Genomic DNA, 15,954 nt, shown 5'->3' with positions numbered 1-15,954 from the left:
TGGCCCTCCTGTGGCGGGTCGGGAGCCGATCAGGGCAGGGGCTCGCCCTTCATGAGGCGGGACGAGTAGACGTTGGTGATCCGCACCCCGTCGAGCCAGGCGGTGAGCCGTGCCGCCTCGGCGGCGAGGGCGGACCTCCCTTCGCCGGGGAGGTCGGTGCCCGGGCACTCGACGACCGAGACGACCCCGTCGTCGTCCTGGACCCAGGCGCCGACGATCCGCCCCTGCCACCACGCGGTCGTGCCGCCGTTGCCCTTGCTGTCGAAGAGCAGGTCGCGGTGGGCGGGGTCGAGGTACCAGTCGCGGCGCTTCCACCCCATCGTCGTCGGGTCGAGGGTCGGCAGCAGCGCGGCCCACGGCCCGACCTCGTCGACCGGGTCGAGGTCGTCCGGCAGGAGCCACCCGGTGCGGCCGCCCTCGAGGTCGACCTCGACCGCGCCGACGTCCTCGAGGGCGGTGCGGGTCGCTCCCTTCGTCGCGCCGAGCCACCACTGGACGTCGTCGAGCGTGCCCGGGCCGTACTGCTCCAGCCACCGCCGGACCAGCTCGGCGTAGCCGGCAGCGAGGTCCGGGACGCTGGGCTCCTCCCCGAGCCACGCGGCCATGAGGGTCCACGCGGGCTTCGACAGGCGCCAGTGGCCGGCATTGGGCCCGCGGGTGATCCGCCCTTCGGCGCCGAGCCAGGTGAGCACGCGGGGTGCGAGGTTGAAGGTGCCGCCGTAGCGCTTGCCCTCGTTGACCGTGATGGCGCCGGTGAGCTCGGGCAGCTGGGCGCGCAGCGTGGCGGCCGTGAGCGCCTCGCCACCGGCCAACCGCCGCTCGACTGCCGCGCCCGCGGTCGCGAGCCAGGCCACGCCGTCGTCGGCGATGCCGTGGCGGGCGGCGTCGCGCGAGACGAGCCGGTGCTGCTCGGACGCGATCCGGCCGCGGGCGACGGCGAGCGCGGCGGGCAGCAGGTCGCGGGGGAAGGCGAAGAGCGTGCGGCGCATCGCCAGCTGCTTGACGATGCTGCGGTCGTCGTAGAGGGCCCCCTCGACGTCGGAGGGGGTGACCCCCGTCGTCCGTGCCCCCACCGCGAGGTGCACGGTGGCCGCCTCCGTCGCGTGCAGGCAGACGACCGCCCGGGCTGCACCCACGACGTCGTCGGCCCGGTGCTCGGGGTGGAGCGCCTGCCGCGTAGCGAGGCGGGCGCGCCGCTCCGCGTCGGTGACGAGCCGGGTCATGGGCGTCGGCCGACCGCGAGGAAGACCGGGTACCCGCGGCCTCCCTTGACGACCCGGCCAGCGTCGCCGACGGTCACGTCGGCGAAGCCCGCGGACTCGAGCCGCGCGGCGACCTCGCTGCGGTCGAAGCCGTGGTGCCCGCCGAAGTCGTGGTCGTGGAAGCTGCCGTCCTCGCGGTCGAGGTCGGCCACCCCGACGTGCCCACCGCTGTCGAGGAGCTCGGCGAAGCCCGAGAGGACCCGGTCGAGCTCACCGACGTGGTGCAGGACGTTGGAGGTGACGACGAGGTCGAAGCGCTCCGGAGGCACCGGCTGGGCCTCGAGGTCGAGGCCCCACACGCGTGTCGGCGAGGGCAGCCTGCCGTCGGCGACCTTGTCGGCGAGCACCCGCCGCATCCCCGAGGAGCTGTCGACGAGCGTCACCTCGGCCTCCGGCAGGTGCGGCAGCAGCGCCGTTGTCACCAGCGCGGTGCCGGCGCCGTACTCGAGGAGCCGGACGCGCGGGCGAAGGGGGACCCTCGCCGCGATCGCCGCCGCCACCTCACCGGACTGCCGCTGCTTGTCCGGGTCGTCGTCCCAGGTCGCCGCCTTGTCGTCGAAGTGCGTCCCATCGTCTGGGTGCTGGTGGTGCCCCTCCTGAGTCTCGTCCATGGGCCCAGCCTGCCAGCCGCCACCGACGGCGGCAGGTGCGCTGCCTCAGCAGCCGCTGCTGCTCATCTCTCGCCGAGGGCGGTCAGCGCCGGTAGAGCCCCTCGATCACGTCGGCGCGCTGCTGGGTGATGACGTGCCGCTTGAGCTTTTGCGTCGCTGTGAGCTCGCCGCTCTCCTCGGTGAAGTCGTCGTCGAGGACCACGAAGCGCTTGATCCCCTCGGCCCTGGACACCAGGGCATTGGCCTCGTCGACGACCTGCTGGAGCTCGGCCTGCGGGTCGGCGGGTCGCTCGCAATCGGGGTCGAGGGTGATGAGCGCGCCAACGAAGGGGCGTCCGTCGCCGACGACCATGGCCTGGGAGACGAGGGGGTGGGTGCGCAGCACGTCCTCGAGGGGGCCCGGGGAGACGTTCTTGCCGCCGGCGGTGACGATGATCTCCTTGGCCCGCCCGGTGATCGTCAGGTAGCCGTCGTCGTCGAGCGTGCCGAGGTCGCCGGTGGCGAACCAGCCGTCGACGATCGCCTCGCGAGTGGCCTCGTCGTTGCCCCAGTAGCCGTCGGTGACGACGGCGCCACGGACGCTGATCGCCCCGTCGTCCGTCACCTGCACCTCGTTGCCGGGCAGCGGCCGCCCGACCGTGCCGACGCGCTGGACGCCTGGGCCGTTGACCGTGATGGCCGCGCACGTCTCGGTGAGGCCGTAGCCCTCGTGGACGGGCACGCCGACCCCGCGGAAGAAGTGCCCGAGGCGCTCGCCGAGCGCCCCGCCACCGCTGATGACGTACTCCATCTCGCCGCCGAGCGCGGCGCGGACCTTGGTGTAGAGCAGTCGGTCGAAGACCGCGTGCGCGAGGCGCAGCGGCAGGCTCGGCCGACCCTCGCCCTCGCCGACGGCGCGGCTGCACGCGAGGGCGACCTGCTCCCCCTTCGTGAAGACGACGGCGGACAGTCGCTGCCCCGAGGCCTTGCTGCGGACGCCGTCGTGGACCTTTTCGAAGACGCGCGGCACGCCGACGACCATGTGCGGGCGGAAGGAGCCGAGCTTGTCGACGATGCTGCCGAAGTCCGCCCAGAAGCCGACCGTCGCGCCGGACTGGGCGGCGATGTAGGCGACCGATCGGGCGAGGACGTGGGCCATCGGCAGGAAGATGAGGATCCGCCGCCCCGGTCGGCCCACCGAGCCGATGGGATGGTCGAGGCACCCGGCGACCTCGGCCGCGAGGTGACGGTGGGTGAGGACCACGCCCTTCGGCCGGCCGGTGGTGCCGGAGGTGTAGACGATGCCGGCGAGGTCGTCGAGGGTGACCGCGTCGCGACGCTCGATGACGCGCGCTTCGGGCACCTGCCGACCGCGCTCGCCGAGGACCTCGAGGGCGTCCTCGTCGATGACGAGCACCTCGACGTCGAGCCCGAGGCCGCGGGCGGTCTCGGCCTGGTCGGCCGTGCCGACGAGCAGCAGGCGGGCGCCGGAGTCGCGCAGGATCCACTCGAGCTGCCCGGCCGAGGAGGAGGGGTAGACGGGGACGGTGCCCGCGCCGACGGCCCAGACAGCCTCGTCGAGCAGCAGCCACTCGTAGCGGGTGTCGGCCATGAGCGCGACCCGGTCGCCGGCCTCCACGCCGCTCGCGACGAGCCCGCGGGCGGCGGACGTCAGGGCGGCGAGGTGGTGCCGTGCCGTGATGGTCTCCCAAGCGTCGTCGACCCAGCGGGCGAAGGACGGATGGGCGGGCTCCTCGTGCGCCCGACGCCAGGGGCGAAGGGGGAGCAGGTCCGCCTGGGTGAGCTCGAGCGGGCCCCCGGTGGCGTGGGTGCGGGTCACGGCCGGTCTCCTCATGGTGCGACTACATGTGTAGAAGGTCAGTGTCTCACGACAGGACGCCGGCCCCCGACCGGTGGGGTCGGGGGCCTGCGTCATCGGGTCGCTCAGAAGCGGCCGTAGGACACGTCGTCGGTCCAGATCTCGCGCTCGGTGACGCCCGTGCTCGAGTTGCCCGCGTCGATGATCTTGCCGTCGCCGGCGTAGATCCCGTTGTGGTACGCAGGGTTGCCGAAGAAGACGATGTCGCCGGGCTGCGGGTCGGAGACCGGGGTGGCCACCGCCTGCTGCTGGTCGGTCGTCCGCGGCAGCTCCTTGCCCGCCGTGTCGTAGACGTACTGGACGAAGCCGGAGCAGTCGAAGCCGGACGGGCTCGTGCCGCCCATGACGTAGGGCGAGCCGATGAGGCTGCGGGCGGTGCTGACGATCGAGGAGTCGGAGGTGCTCGCGGTCGAGATCTCCGCGGTGCCGCCGTCGGTCGAGGCCGCCGCGGTCGCCTGGCCGCTGGTGGAGCCGCTCTCGGTCAGGCCCATCTCGGAGCCGGTCTCCGGGCCCACGACGCCGTCGGCGGCCACGCCGTGCTCGGCCTGCCACTGCGTGACGGCCTGCTCGGTCTCGGAGCCGAAGAGGCCGTCGGCGCTCACGCCGACCTCGTCCTGGATCTGCTCGACGACACCGCCGGTGTCGCCGACGCGGACGATGTCGGTGAAGCTGCTGGAGCTGCTCGTCGAGTCGCTGCTCTGCCCGCCGCCGGCGGTCGAGGACTGCGTCGTCGGGGCCTGCGGCCCGCCGTTGGCGGAGGCGCTGCCGGCGAAGGCGGTCGAGGCGCCGAGGCCGAGGGCGGTGGCCGCGAGGACTAAGGCGCCGACGCGGGAGGCGGCGGCGCGGGCTCGGGGTGCGCCGTGACGCGGGGTGTGGAAGGTGCTCATGCTGTGTCTCCTGGCGCCTGCGGAGTTAGCTGTCGGGTTGGGGTGGAGACCACCCCGTCCGATGGCTCGGCAGGGGCCGAGCCGGTGGACTTCACCCCGAGGCCTCGCGGCCAGAGGTTGGGTCCTCCGCTCCCACCGGTTCTGCAGGGGATCCGTCGGGGTGGTGGGACTCGGCGTGCCCCGACGGTGCCCGACATGCGTCCGGGCCGCGGTCGACCATAGATCACATGGTCACGGATTGGTAACGCGCCCCGGTTGCCCGCCCTCTCCTACCCCGCCGCTCCCACCCCGCATTTCCCTAGGCAGATACGGGCGGGGGTGCGCATTTCCCTAGGGAAATGCGGGCTGGGGTGGCCGTCAGGGGGGTGGGGTGGTCATTTCCCTAGGGAAATGCGGTGGGGTGGCATGACGAAGGGCGGTCCCGACCGTGGTCGGGACCGCCCTTCGTGGCGGACGGCTGGGCCGGTCGGATCAGACGCGGCCGTAGGTGACGGCGCTGGTCCAGATGGCGCGCTTGGTCGTGTCGACGCGCGAGTTGCCGGCGTCGTACATCTTGCCGTTGCCGGCGTAGATGCCCACGTGCCACGCCGGGGCGCCGAAGAAGACGAGGTCGCCGGCCCGGGGCGAGGAGACGCGGTTCGTGGCGCGACGCTGCTGCTCGGCCGTGCGCGGCAGGGTCTTGCCGTGGCGGGCGTAGACGTACTTGGTGAAGCCCGAGCAGTCGAAGCCGGAGGGCGTCGTGCCGCCGGAGCGATACGGGGTGCCGACGAGGCTGGAGGCGGTCGAGAGGACCGAGCTGCTGGAGACCGAGCGGGTCGAGGTGCGCGAGGAGCGGGTCGAGGTCGAGCGGCTGCTCGACGACTTCAGGCCCATCTTGGTGCCCGTGCGCGGACCGACGATGCCGTCGGCGGCCAGGCCCTTGCGCTTCTGCCAGCGCTTGACGGCCGCCTTGGTCTTCGGGCCGAAGACGCCGTCGGCGGTCACGCCGACCTTGCGTTGGATCTGCTTGACGACGGTGCCGCGCGAGCCCTGCTTGACCAGACCGGAGAAGGAGGCCTTGGCAGTGGCCGACTGGGTCGACTGCGTCGCGGGGGCGGCGGTCGCGCTCTGCGCACCGGCGGTGGCGGTACCGAGGCTGACGGCCGCGACGGCGACCATGGTCGCGCCCGCACGCTTGCCGGTCTGGGAGGACGTGCTGGGGGCGCGGTGGCGCCCGGTGTAGAACATCGACATGGCGAACTCTCCTGCGCCTACGGAGTTAGCTGTCGGGTTGAGGTGGAGAAGCACCCCGCCCTTCCGGTCCGAAGACCGAGAGGACTGCACCCCAAGGCACGAGTGCCGTGGATCGGTGGGTCCCCCGCTCCTGCCGTGACGTGTCAGGGGCCATTCGGGCTGGCAGGATTCGGCGACCCGGTGGCAACCCCCGTGTGTGGGGTCGGGAGAAGAGTAGGGCATGTGGACACGAATTGGTAACAGGGCCTGTGGACGGGATGCCCGGGACCTGCTCAGTCCCCGTGCACCGCCCGGTGCAGCTGCGCCATCTCCTCGTCCATCCGGGCCGCCGTGCCGGCCGCGTCGGTGATCCGCTGCCGCAGATCGGCCGGGACGTCCCCTTCGTACTTGTAGAAGATCTTGTGCTCCGTGCTCGCCCAAAAATCCATGGCGACCGTGCGGAACTGCACCTCGACCGGCACCTGCACCGGACCCGAGGAGAGGAAGACGGGGATCTCGAGGATGACGTGCAGCGATCGGTAGCCGTTGGGCTTGGGGTTGGCGATGTAGTCCTTGACGACCCGCAGCGTGATGTCCGGCTGGTCGGTGAGCGCGGCCATGAGCCGGTAGACGTCGGCGACGAAGGAGCAGATGACCCGTACGCCCGCGATGTCGGTGATGTGCTCGCGCAGCTGCGGGATGTCGAGCTCGACGCCCTGACGCGCCGCCTTCTCGAGGATCGACTCGGGGGACTTCACCCGCGTCGAGATGTGCTCGATCGGGTTGTCGAGGTGCAGCTCGGTGAACTCCTCGCGCAGGATCTCCAGCCGGGTCGCGACCTGCTCCATCCCGAAGCGGTAGCCGAGCATCATCCGGGTGAACTCGTCCCGGATCTGCGCGAACCTCCGGATCGCCTCCTCGGGCAGCGCGGCGGCGGGCTCCGTGGGCGGGGGCGCGGCGGTGGGCTCGGTCATGGCGTCTCCGGGGTGGGGTGCGTGACCACCCTAGGCATCGTGTCTGGGAGCCAGCCGAGCGTGGCCTGCACTCCCGCGCGGCGGATACGGTCGGGGCAGACCACCCGAGGAGGGACGATGACCGAGGCCCACGCCCAGACGCTGCGCGAGCTCGTGACGCGGTACCTGACCGAGCAGACTCCCGCCAACCTGGCCGCGCTGCGCCACGCGGTGCGGTCCTCGGGCAGCTTCGACCCCGACGTCGACCTGCGGGGGGTCATCCCGCTGCTCGAGGCGGGGCGCCACCGCGAGGCGCTCGACGCGGTCCACGCCAAGATGCCCGGTGCCGCCCTCAACCCCCTGGCCCACCGCCTGCTCGCCGCAGCGCACGAAGCGCTGGGTGAGGACGACGCCGCCCGTCGCGAAGCCACCCTGCACACGCTGTCCGTCGCGAGCGTCCTCGCCACGGGCGACGGCACGCAGGAGCGCCCGTGGTCGGTCCTGCGCGTCGCCGACGAGTACGACGTCATGCGAGCGAAGGGGGTCACCCCCCGTCGCCAGGCCACGCGCACCGTCGACGGTCGGGTCGTCGACGTGCACGAGGTCGTCGACGGGCCGGACGTGTGGTTCGTCCTCGACCCGGCATGACGGGTTCGACCTCGCTGCTGCCGATCACCACGGAGCGGCTGCTGCTGCGGCCATACACCCACGCCGATCTCGACGCCAGCCTCGCGTACTACGGCGACCCGCAGGTGGCGCGTCACCTGCTCGAGCCCCCGTGGACCCCGGCCATCGCCCGGGAGCGCATCGCCGAGCGCGTCGAGCGGACCGGGCTCGACGGGCCGCGGCGGGCGCTGGCCCTCGTCGTCGAGCACGAGGGGCGGGTCGTCGGTGACGTCGCCGTGTGGGCCAGGGACGCGACCGGCGCCACGTGCGAGGTCGGGTGGTCCTTCCACCCCGACGTCGCCGGGCGGGGTTTCGCGACGGAGGCCGCCGCGGCGGTGCTCGACCACGCCTTCGACCACCACGGCGTGCACCGCGTCGTCGCCGAGCTCGATGCCCGTAACCTCGCCTCGGCCGCGCTGTGCGAGCGCCTCGGCATGCGTCACGAGGCGACCCACCGGCAGGACCTCTTCAGCAAGGGCGAGTGGACCGACACCCTCGCCTACGCGGCGCTCGCGAGCGACCGACCCCGTGAGGTCGGTGACGCGATCGTCGTCAGCGCCGTCGACCTGCGCGATGCCGGAGGGCGGGTGCTCACGGTGCGCAAGCGTGGCACCGCCGCCTTCATGCACCCCGGCGGCAAGCCCGAGCCGGGCGAGACCGCCGCGCAGTGCGCGCTGCGCGAGGTCGAGGAGGAGCTCGGCCTCGTGCTCGACGCGGAGCGGCTCGAGCTCGTCGCCGTCCACCGCACCGCGGCCGCCAACGAGGCGGGCCGACCGCTCATCGCGAGCGTCTTCCGGCACCCTCACCTGTCGCACGTCAGCGGGCCGGTCGTGCACCCGGCGGCCGAGATCGACGAGGTCCGCTGGACGGCCGTCGACGAGCCGCTGCCGGACGACGTCGCGCCGCTGCTGCGCTGGCTCGTCGACCGGGAGACCTGAGGGTCAGCCGGACTCCGAGGCCTCGAGCAGCCGGTCGAGCTCCTCGGGGGTGAGCTCCTCGGCACGGCGACGCTCCTCCTCGAAGGCATCGGCCTCGAGCGGCTGGTCGACATAGCCCTGCGGGTCCTCATCCCACTCGGTGTAGTCGCCCTGGTTGTCGTGCCAGGCGTCCACCTCTTCCGGCGTGACCCCGTTGTCGTAGGTCGGCTCGACGCCGCGCCAGTCCTCCCACCAGCTCGTCGTCCTGTCCTCCACGGCCTGCTGCTGCATGGCGTGGCGGGTCTCGTGGGACGCGGTGTTGAGCACGTCGGGGTTGGCCAGGTCGGAGTCGTCGATGACGACCCGGCCGCGACCGCGGTTCCACAGGTTGGGGTCGTAGTAGGCGCCGGCATCGCCGTCCGCATCACCGAACTTCACGAGCGGGGGTGGGTCGATCCCGTACTCCTCCGCCTGCTCGAGGACCATCTGCTCGAGGATCGCCCGGCGCTCGTCGTCCGTGTAGGTCTCCCACTGCGCGGCGACCTCGGGCGGGATCTCGCCGAGCTGCCCCTCGAGCGGGTCGTCGGAGGGCGGCGGGGGTGCTGCCGGTGCGGTGATCTCGTTTGCGAGCGGCAGGTCCGGCACGCCCAGACCGATCTGCGCCCGCGGCCCGGCGAGGGAGTCGGGCGCGCCCGTGCCGAGCGCGCGCCCGGTGCTCGCGCCCGCGCTGGCCCGCGCCGCGCTCCCGCGCTCCTGGTCGTCGGCCTGCTGCTGCAGCTCGGTCGCCATCGTGCGGCACGAGGTCTCTGCCCGGGCCAGGGCCGACCGGGCATCGGGCCACGCGTGCGCGAAGCCCTCCGCGTCGGGGCCCGACCAGCTCGCGAGCAGGAGGGCCAGCTGTCCGGTGCCGCGCTGGGCGATGTCGTGGATCAGGCCCGCGCTGTCGGCGAGCTGCCCGCTCACCTCGTTCATCCGCTGCGGGTCCCCGCCCTCCGTCACGGCCATGTCTGCTCCCTTCGTCGCGACGGACGCTATCGGGCGGTCACGGCCGGTCTCGATGGGGAGCGCTCCCCACGGCGCGCGGCGCCCGCGCTGGCAGAGTGGGGCCCGACAGGACGAAGGGGAGAGCCATGAAGGTCGTCGACCCCAAGGGCAGGACGTGGCGGGTCTCGAGGCGCTGGATGCCGTGGCGCCGCAGGTCGAGCATCGGGGACTGGTGGCAGGTCCCCAGCGGGTCGGGGCTCGGCGACGACCCGATCAGCATGATCATCGGTGTCCTGCTGCTGATCCTCATCATCCCCATCGCCATCGTCGCCCTGGTCGTCGCCCTGGAGTTGCTCCTGCTGCTGCTCGTCCTGCCCTTCGCCCTGCTCGGCCGGATGGTCTTCGGGCGGCACTGGCACGTCGAGGTGCGTGAGGGCTGGACCTTCGTGTGGGAGACCGAGGCCGGCGGCTGGCGCAGCAGCGGTCGAGCCATCGAGCAGATCGCCGACGGGATGCAGCGCGGGCTCACCCCGTGGCAGGCCGCGGGTCCCGCTGCGGCGCAGGCCTCCCCGCACCCTCCGGGTGTGGGTGGGCCGCCGCCCGGTCAGCCGCCCCCGCCGCCGGGCGTCAGGCGAGGGTGAGGAAGAGCTTTTCCATCGCGGCGCGGTCGTCCTCGTCGACCCCCTCGGGCGAGGAGAGGCACTCTCGCAGGCCCGAGGAGACGATGGCGAAGCCCGCGCGGTCGAGGGCGCGGCTCGCTGCGGCGAGCTGGGTCACGACCTCCTTGCAGTCGCGCCCCTCCTCGATGAGGCGGATGACGCCGCCGATCTGACCCTGGGCGCGGCGCAGTCGGTTGACGACCGGGCCCATGTCCTCCATGTCGAGGGTGACCATGTCTCTCTCCTTCGGGGTCGGTGGGTCAGGAGACCCTGCTCGGCAGCGAGGCCAGAGCGGTGTCGAGGCGGGTGCGGACGTCGCCGTCGGCGCGCACGACGACATTGCTGGGACTGAACTCACCCTGCCTTCGTCCAACCCACCGGCGTTGTGCGCGCATGCCTGCCCGGAGAGGGGCAGCCATGTGGCAACAGCGACGACTGGCTCGGTCTGCGTCCGCCGAGCTGGGTCGACATATACACCCGGGGGTATGACCCTCCGGGCCATGCGCATGGCGGCGAGCCTGCTGCGCTCGGTCGGCCACCCGGACGTCACCGACCTCGTCGGCGCGTACGCGGCCTGGGAGCAGCAGACCGTCGACGCCTGAGCGCCAGAGGTGACCTCACCTCGACCAGAGAGGTGGATGTGGGCGGAGTGAAGGCCCTTTGTCGTCCCGTCTCGACGTCCTGGCGCACTTGTCGACGATGGGCGCGGCAATGACCGCGTCCATCGTCGATATCCACGCCCAGGGGCGAGGGGGTGGCGCGCCCCGAGCCGTCAGCGCCCGAGGGGGCGCGCCACCGGGCTCAGGCCGCGTTTGGTCCTCGCGGGGAGCAGGAGTTGACTGAGGGGGTTCCCCCTTCGTCCAACTCGAGAGGAGCGCCCCGTGCGCACCGTGAAGGCCTGGGCGGCCCCGTCCGCCACCGAACCCCTGACCGCGACGACCATCGAGCGTCGGGACGTCGGCCCCAACGACGTCCTCATCGAGATCGCCTACGCCGGCATCTGCCACAGCGACATCCACACCGCCCGCGCCGAGTGGGGCGACGTGCCGTACCCCATCGTCGTCGGCCACGAGATCGCCGGCACCGTCGCCGAGGTCGGCTCCGAGGTGACGAAGCACGCCGTCGGTGACCGCGTGGGCGTCGGCTGCCTCGTCAACTCCTGCGGCGAGTGCGATGCCTGCCGGGCGGGCCACGAGCAGTACTGCCCCGACGCGATCGGCACGTACAACGCGACCGACCGCGACGGCATGATCACGCAGGGCGGCTACTCGACGCACGTCGTCGTCGACGCCGACTTCGCGCTGAAGATCCCCGAGGGCCTCGAGCTCGACGTCGCCGCCCCGCTGCTGTGCGCCGGCATCACGACGTGGACCCCGCTGCGCCGCTGGGGCGTGCGCGAGGGCTCCAAGGTCGCGGTCGTGGGTCTGGGCGGACTCGGGCACATGGGAGTCCAGCTGGCCGTCGCCCTCGGCGCCGAGGTCACCGTGCTCTCTCAGTCGCTGAAGAAGCAGGAGGACGGCCTCGCGCTCGGCGCCACCGACTACCGGGCGACGAGCGACGCCGAGACCTTCACCGACCTGCGGGGGAAGTTCGATCTCATCCTCAACACCGTGAGCGCCGACCTGCCGATCAAGAAGTACCTGTCGCTGCTCGCCCCCGAGGGCACCCTGGTCAACGTCGGCGCCCCGGCCGAGCCGTTCGAGGTCCCGGTCTTCTCCCTCATCGGCGGCAGCAAGGCCCTCGCCGGTTCCAACATCGGCGGGATCCCCGGCACCCAGGAGATGCTCGACTTCTGTGCCGAGAAGGGCATCGGCGCCAAGATCGAGGTCATCCCGGCCGACAAGGTCAACGAGGCCTGGGACCGCGTCGTCGCCTCCGACGTGCGCTACCGCTTCGTCATCGACGCCGCGACGATCTGAGGCACACACCCTGAGCACGGCAGGTCGTCCCGGGGCTCTGACGACGGATCAACGTCGCGGGATGCACCGGGACGACCTGCTGTGCCGGCACAGCAGGTGCTCGGCCAGCCGAACCATGGTCCGGCTCGGACGAGGGGAAACCCGGACCGGGCCCTGACCTGCTGTTCACCCACGGGGACCGGAGCGTCGCGAGCATGGGGGGCGACCCCCTTCGCCCACCCGTGAGGTCCACCCATGTCCCGCACGCTCCGCCGGCTCGTCGGCATCTCCGCCGCGGCCGCTCTCGTCGCCCTGCCGAGCCTGCCCTCGCAGGCGCTCACGGTCACCGCCGCCGCCAGCCAGGCCGCCGCGACCCCGCTCACCGTCACCGCGGCCCTCGGCCAGCAGGACGGGTCCACCCAGACCGTCCGCGGCTACGTCGTCGGCCAGCCGACCGCGACCGACCGGGTCGTGACTAGCGGCTTCCCCACCGACTACGCCATCACGATCGCAGCGACGAAGGGGGAGAGCGACACCTCGAAGGTCCTCTACGTCCAGGTGCCCTCGGCACTGCGCGCCCAGTGGGGTCTGGCGTCCAACCCCGACCTCATGGGCCAGCAGGTCGACGTCACCGGAGCCCTCGCCCGCTACTTCTCCCACCCCGGGCTGACCGGCACGAGCGCCATCGGCCTGGCCGACGGGACCACCCCCGAGGACCCGGAGGACCCCGGTGACCCAGGCGAGCCGACCGACCCCGGCAGCTACTACGACGGCGCCTCGGGCCTGACCGGCTCGGCCCTGAAGTCGAAGCTCCACGACATCATCAGCAACAACCGGGTCCTGTCCTACGACCAGGTCTGGGACGGCATCAAGGACGTCGACGAGGACCCGCAGAACACCAACAACGTCGTCCTGCTCTACAAGGGCACGAGCTCGCCGAAGTCGAACAACGGCGGCGCCGCCGACAACTGGAACCGCGAGCACGTCTGGGCCAAGAGCCACGGCGACTTCGGCACGTCCAACGGCCCGGGCACCGACCTGCACCACCTGCGCCCGACCGACGTCACGGTCAACAGCGACCGGGGCAACCTCGACTTCGACAACGGCGGCAGGGAGAACGACGAGGCTCCCGGCAACTACTCCGACAGCGACTCGTGGGAGCCGCGCGACGAGGTCAAGGGCGACGTGGCCCGGATGATCTTCTACATGGCGGTGCGCTACGAGGCGGGCGACCGGGTTGACCTCGAGGTCAACGACCAGGTGAACAACGGGTCCAACCCCTACATGGGGCGGCTCTCGGTGCTCAAGCAGTGGAGCCAGGAGGACCCGCCCGACGCCTTCGAGCAGCGGCGCAACGAGCGGATCTTCGACAACTGGCAGGGCAACCGCAATCCCTTCATCGACCACCCCGAGTGGGTCGAGTCGATCTGGTGAGGCTCAGTCGGTGAGGGTCAGCTCGTAGGTCGTGCCCGCGTCCGTCGTCGGGGTGGCGAGCTCCAGCGGGGTCCCTCGCTCCACGCTGAAGTCGTGCTCCGGGTCGAGCAGGTTGATCCCGCCGCCGTCGTTGACCGGCGACATCGCGTCCGTCGTGCGGATCTCGACCTTGTCGTCGCCGACGTCGGTGAAGGTGATCTCGAGGTCGTCGTCGACGCGGAACGTCTGGCCCCCGACCGCCTCGACCTCGGTCGTCGTCTCGGTGGACTCGTGGTCGGGGTCCCAGCCGTTCCAGTCGTTCGCGGTGATGGTCATGGGGACGGGCGGCTGCTCCCGCTCGGCGAGTCCGCACCCTGCCGGGAGCAGGACGGTGGCTGCAAGGAGGACGGCGGTGGGTCGGCGGTGCATCGGTGCTCCCTGGGTCGGTGTCGTGGATGGGACGTGCTGGAGCACGTCCCGGTTCCCTCCCGGCCTTGACCCTCACGCGGACCGCTCGCCTGACCGTGAGGGGCTGCGGTCGCGATCGCGCGGCCGGTTCCTCCCTTCGCCCTCGCCTGACAGGATCGGGACATGCGCTCTCCCGTGCCCGACTACCTGACCGAGGTCGCCGAGGCCTGCTCCGCGACGAAGGGGGGCGAGCCCGCCTCCTACATCCCCGAGCTGGCGAAGGTCGACCCCGACCGCTTCGGCATCGCGCTCGCGACGATCGACGGCGAGGTCTACGCCGTCGGCGACGCCGAGCACGAGTTCACGATGCAGTCGATCTCCAAGGCCTTCGTCTACGGGCTCGCCGTGCGCGACCACGGACTGGAGCAGGTCCTGGAGAGGATCGACGTCGAGCCGAGCGGCGAACCCTTCGACGAGCTCTCCCTCGACGCCAGTGGCCGCCCGCGCAACCCGATGATCAACGCCGGGGCGATCACCGCCCACTCCCTCGTCGGCGAGCCCGACACCGCGCCCCACGAGCGGGTCGAGCGGATCATCCGGTTCCTGTCCGACCTCGCCGGTCGTGAGCTGTCCGTCGACGAGGACGTGTGGCGCTCGGAGGTCGCCACCGCCGACCGCAACCTGGCCATCGCCCACATGCTGCGTAGCCACGGCATCCTCACCGACTCGGCGGAGGAGGTCGTGAGCGCCTACTCACGCCAATGCGCCGTGCTCGTCACCGCGCGCGACCTCGCGCTCATGGCGGCGACCCTCGCCAACGGCGGCGTGCAACCGGTGACCGGCAAGCAGGTCTTCACCGGCGCCCAGGTCCGCCACGTCATGTCGGTCATGCTCACCTGCGGCATGTACGACTCCGCGGGCGACTGGGTCTCCTCGGTGGGCATCCCGGCCAAGAGCGGCGTCGGCGGCGGCATCATCGGGGCGCTGCCCGGGCAGGCTGGCCTGGCGACCTTCGCGCCACCGCTCGACGAGCACGGCAACAGCGTCCGCGGCGTCGAGGCCTTCGCGCGGCTCTCGAGGGACATGGGCATGCACCTCATGCAGGTCGCGCCGCCAGCCCGCTCGGTGATCCAGTCGACGCGGGTCGTCCAGCGCGGCGGCGAGTCCATGCGCACCTACTACCTGTCGGGCACCATCGGCTTCAGCGGCGCAGAGCTCGTCGCGCGCCGGCTCTCGCAGGACCCGCCCGAGCAGCATGCCGTCGTGCTCGACCTCACCGGCGTGCACTCGGTGACCGACGTCGGCCGGCGGATGCTGCTCGAGACGGCGCGCCGGCTGCGCCTCGACGGGCACGAGGTCTACCTCGTCGACACCGACGACGTCATACCCGATGCCGACCCCGGCGACGGGCGGCGCCTCCCGCTCCTGGCCGACCAGTGATGCTGCGCCGACTCATCTACCCCGTCCCCGCGTGGGACCCGGAGGGCGGCCTGCCCGTCGAGACGACGGCGGCAGGCACCCACCTCGTCCACGCGCCGGCCCCCGAGGGCGGTCGCACGATCGTCTACCTCCACGGCAACGGCTCCGACCTGGCCTCGATCAGCCCGCTCGCCGGGCTCTTCGCCCGGCACGGCCTCGGTTTCGCGGCCGTGGAGTACCCCGGCTACGGCCCGGCGGCGGGACGTCCGCACCAGGAGGCGATCCTCGCGGCTGCACGCGACGGGCTGGCGCACCTCTCCCTTCGCGCGGAGCGGACGGTGCTCGTGGGTGAGTCGCTCGGCTCGTCGGTGGCCGCACACCTGGCCGCGGAGGGAGTCCTCCACGACGACGGCGGGCGTGGACGTCTCGTGCTCATCTCGCCCTTCACCTCAATGACCGCGATGGTGCAGCGGGTCGCACGGGTCTTCCCGCGCCGGCTCGTGCCGGACCGGTGGGAGACCGACGGGCTGGTGGGCCGCATCGACGTCCCCACGCTGCTCGTCCACGGCGAGCGTGACGACCTCGTGCCGCTGGTGATGAGTGAGCAGCTGGCACGAGGGATCTCGTCGTCGCAGCGGGTCGTCGTGCCGGGCCGCACGCACAACGACCTGTGGGAGGCGCCGAACGAGTGCCTCGAGGTCGTGGCCCGCTTCGCCGGTCGGGACCTCGGCGACGCCGCCGCCGAGGGGGAGGCCGACGCGGGGCGAAACCCGCTGTCCTGACCTCCTACCCGAGGAGTAGATTGTG

General features: G+C 72.2%; 17 protein-coding genes and 2 riboswitches. Of the genes, 7 read left to right on the top strand and 10 right to left on the bottom strand.

Annotated features, from left to right (window positions below; all coding sequences use genetic code 11):
- Positions 1-29 precede the first annotated feature (29 nt).
- From AB4Y78_RS08935 to AB4Y78_RS08910, 6 genes are all read right to left on the bottom strand, one after another.
- The gene (locus AB4Y78_RS08935) at positions 30-1,223 is read right to left on the bottom strand and encodes a winged helix DNA-binding domain-containing protein (RefSeq protein WP_441713389.1); all 1,194 of its coding nucleotides are present in this window, start codon (positions 1,221-1,223) and stop codon (positions 30-32) included.
- Positions 1,220-1,873 (bottom strand): class I SAM-dependent DNA methyltransferase, encoded by a 654-nt coding sequence (locus AB4Y78_RS08930; protein ID WP_441713388.1) that lies wholly within the window; start codon positions 1,871-1,873, stop codon positions 1,220-1,222. The genes AB4Y78_RS08935 and AB4Y78_RS08930 overlap by 4 nt, the downstream gene beginning before the upstream one ends.
- Positions 1,874-1,955: 82 nt before the next feature.
- Entirely contained in the window at positions 1,956-3,692 is a 1,737-nt protein-coding gene (locus tag AB4Y78_RS08925; protein WP_441713386.1) for an AMP-dependent synthetase/ligase, read from the bottom strand.
- A 104-nt stretch (positions 3,693-3,796) separates the two neighbouring features.
- Positions 3,797-4,618: a C40 family peptidase gene (locus AB4Y78_RS08920; RefSeq protein WP_441713384.1), complete on the bottom strand. Its 822-nt coding sequence runs from the start codon at positions 4,616-4,618 to the stop codon at positions 3,797-3,799.
- Positions 4,617-4,774: riboswitch (cyclic di-AMP (ydaO/yuaA leader) on the bottom strand. It overlaps the preceding gene by 2 nt.
- Before the next feature lie 315 nt (positions 4,775-5,089).
- On the bottom strand, positions 5,090-5,851 hold the full coding sequence (locus AB4Y78_RS08915) for a C40 family peptidase (protein WP_282071897.1): 762 nt from the start codon (positions 5,849-5,851) through the stop codon (positions 5,090-5,092).
- 6 nt (positions 5,852-5,857) lie between these two features.
- Positions 5,858-6,026, bottom strand: a riboswitch (cyclic di-AMP (ydaO/yuaA leader).
- A 97-nt stretch (positions 6,027-6,123) separates the two neighbouring features.
- The gene (locus tag AB4Y78_RS08910; RefSeq protein ID WP_441713383.1) at positions 6,124-6,804 is read right to left on the bottom strand and encodes a GTP pyrophosphokinase; all 681 of its coding nucleotides are present in this window, start codon (positions 6,802-6,804) and stop codon (positions 6,124-6,126) included.
- 117 nt (positions 6,805-6,921) lie between these two features.
- On the opposite strand from AB4Y78_RS08910, the gene AB4Y78_RS08905 reads away from it, so the two are divergent.
- Both AB4Y78_RS08905 and AB4Y78_RS08900 read left to right on the top strand, forming a co-directional pair.
- Complete coding sequence (locus tag AB4Y78_RS08905) at positions 6,922-7,431, top strand: DUF4919 domain-containing protein (protein ID WP_441713382.1); 510 nt, start codon at positions 6,922-6,924, stop codon at positions 7,429-7,431.
- Positions 7,428-8,387: a GNAT family N-acetyltransferase gene (locus AB4Y78_RS08900; protein ID WP_441713381.1), complete on the top strand. Its 960-nt coding sequence runs from the start codon at positions 7,428-7,430 to the stop codon at positions 8,385-8,387. Before AB4Y78_RS08905 ends, AB4Y78_RS08900 begins: the two co-directional genes overlap by 4 nt.
- A gap of 3 nt (positions 8,388-8,390) precedes the next feature.
- Here the strand turns inward: AB4Y78_RS08900 and AB4Y78_RS08895 are convergent, their stop codons facing one another.
- Positions 8,391-9,371, bottom strand: coding sequence for a hypothetical protein (locus tag AB4Y78_RS08895; protein WP_441713380.1), 981 nt, complete (start codon positions 9,369-9,371; stop codon positions 8,391-8,393).
- A 125-nt stretch (positions 9,372-9,496) separates the two neighbouring features.
- Here AB4Y78_RS08895 and AB4Y78_RS08890 point away from each other — a divergent pair, with 125 nt between their 5' ends.
- The gene (locus AB4Y78_RS08890; protein WP_282071893.1) at positions 9,497-9,991 is read left to right on the top strand and encodes a hypothetical protein; all 495 of its coding nucleotides are present in this window, start codon (positions 9,497-9,499) and stop codon (positions 9,989-9,991) included.
- On the opposite strand, the gene AB4Y78_RS08885 is transcribed toward AB4Y78_RS08890, so the two are convergent.
- Both AB4Y78_RS08885 and AB4Y78_RS08880 read right to left on the bottom strand, forming a co-directional pair.
- Positions 9,978-10,244: a metal-sensitive transcriptional regulator gene (locus AB4Y78_RS08885; RefSeq protein ID WP_441713379.1), complete on the bottom strand. Its 267-nt coding sequence runs from the start codon at positions 10,242-10,244 to the stop codon at positions 9,978-9,980. The genes AB4Y78_RS08890 and AB4Y78_RS08885 overlap by 14 nt on opposite strands.
- Positions 10,245-10,269: 25 nt before the next feature.
- Positions 10,270-10,428, bottom strand: a complete 159-nt coding sequence (locus AB4Y78_RS08880) for a hypothetical protein (RefSeq protein WP_441713377.1) — start codon at positions 10,426-10,428, stop codon at positions 10,270-10,272.
- A 462-nt stretch (positions 10,429-10,890) separates the two neighbouring features.
- Here AB4Y78_RS08880 and AB4Y78_RS08875 point away from each other — a divergent pair, with 462 nt between their 5' ends.
- Positions 10,891-11,928, top strand: coding sequence for an NAD(P)-dependent alcohol dehydrogenase (locus tag AB4Y78_RS08875; protein ID WP_259909606.1), 1,038 nt, complete (start codon positions 10,891-10,893; stop codon positions 11,926-11,928).
- A gap of 234 nt (positions 11,929-12,162) precedes the next feature.
- The gene (locus AB4Y78_RS08870) at positions 12,163-13,341 is read left to right on the top strand and encodes an endonuclease (protein WP_259909605.1); all 1,179 of its coding nucleotides are present in this window, start codon (positions 12,163-12,165) and stop codon (positions 13,339-13,341) included.
- A gap of 3 nt (positions 13,342-13,344) precedes the next feature.
- On the opposite strand, the gene AB4Y78_RS08865 is transcribed toward AB4Y78_RS08870, so the two are convergent.
- Positions 13,345-13,749: a hypothetical protein gene (locus tag AB4Y78_RS08865; RefSeq protein WP_259909604.1), complete on the bottom strand. Its 405-nt coding sequence runs from the start codon at positions 13,747-13,749 to the stop codon at positions 13,345-13,347.
- Positions 13,750-13,911: 162 nt separating this feature from the next.
- On the opposite strand from AB4Y78_RS08865, the gene AB4Y78_RS08860 reads away from it, so the two are divergent.
- Positions 13,912-15,168: a glutaminase gene (locus AB4Y78_RS08860; RefSeq protein ID WP_306512543.1), complete on the top strand. Its 1,257-nt coding sequence runs from the start codon at positions 13,912-13,914 to the stop codon at positions 15,166-15,168.
- A complete protein-coding gene (locus tag AB4Y78_RS08855) occupies positions 15,168-15,929 on the top strand; it encodes an alpha/beta hydrolase (protein WP_441713375.1) in 762 nt (253 codons plus the stop codon). The genes AB4Y78_RS08860 and AB4Y78_RS08855 overlap by 1 nt, the downstream gene beginning before the upstream one ends.
- Positions 15,930-15,954: the final 25 nt, after the last annotated feature.

The sequence above is a fragment of the Janibacter sp. RAF52 genome (assembly GCF_052114035.1).
Classification (GTDB): domain Bacteria; phylum Actinomycetota; class Actinomycetes; order Actinomycetales; family Dermatophilaceae; genus Janibacter; species Janibacter hoylei.
This window is presented reverse-complemented; position numbering and strand designations above follow the sequence as displayed.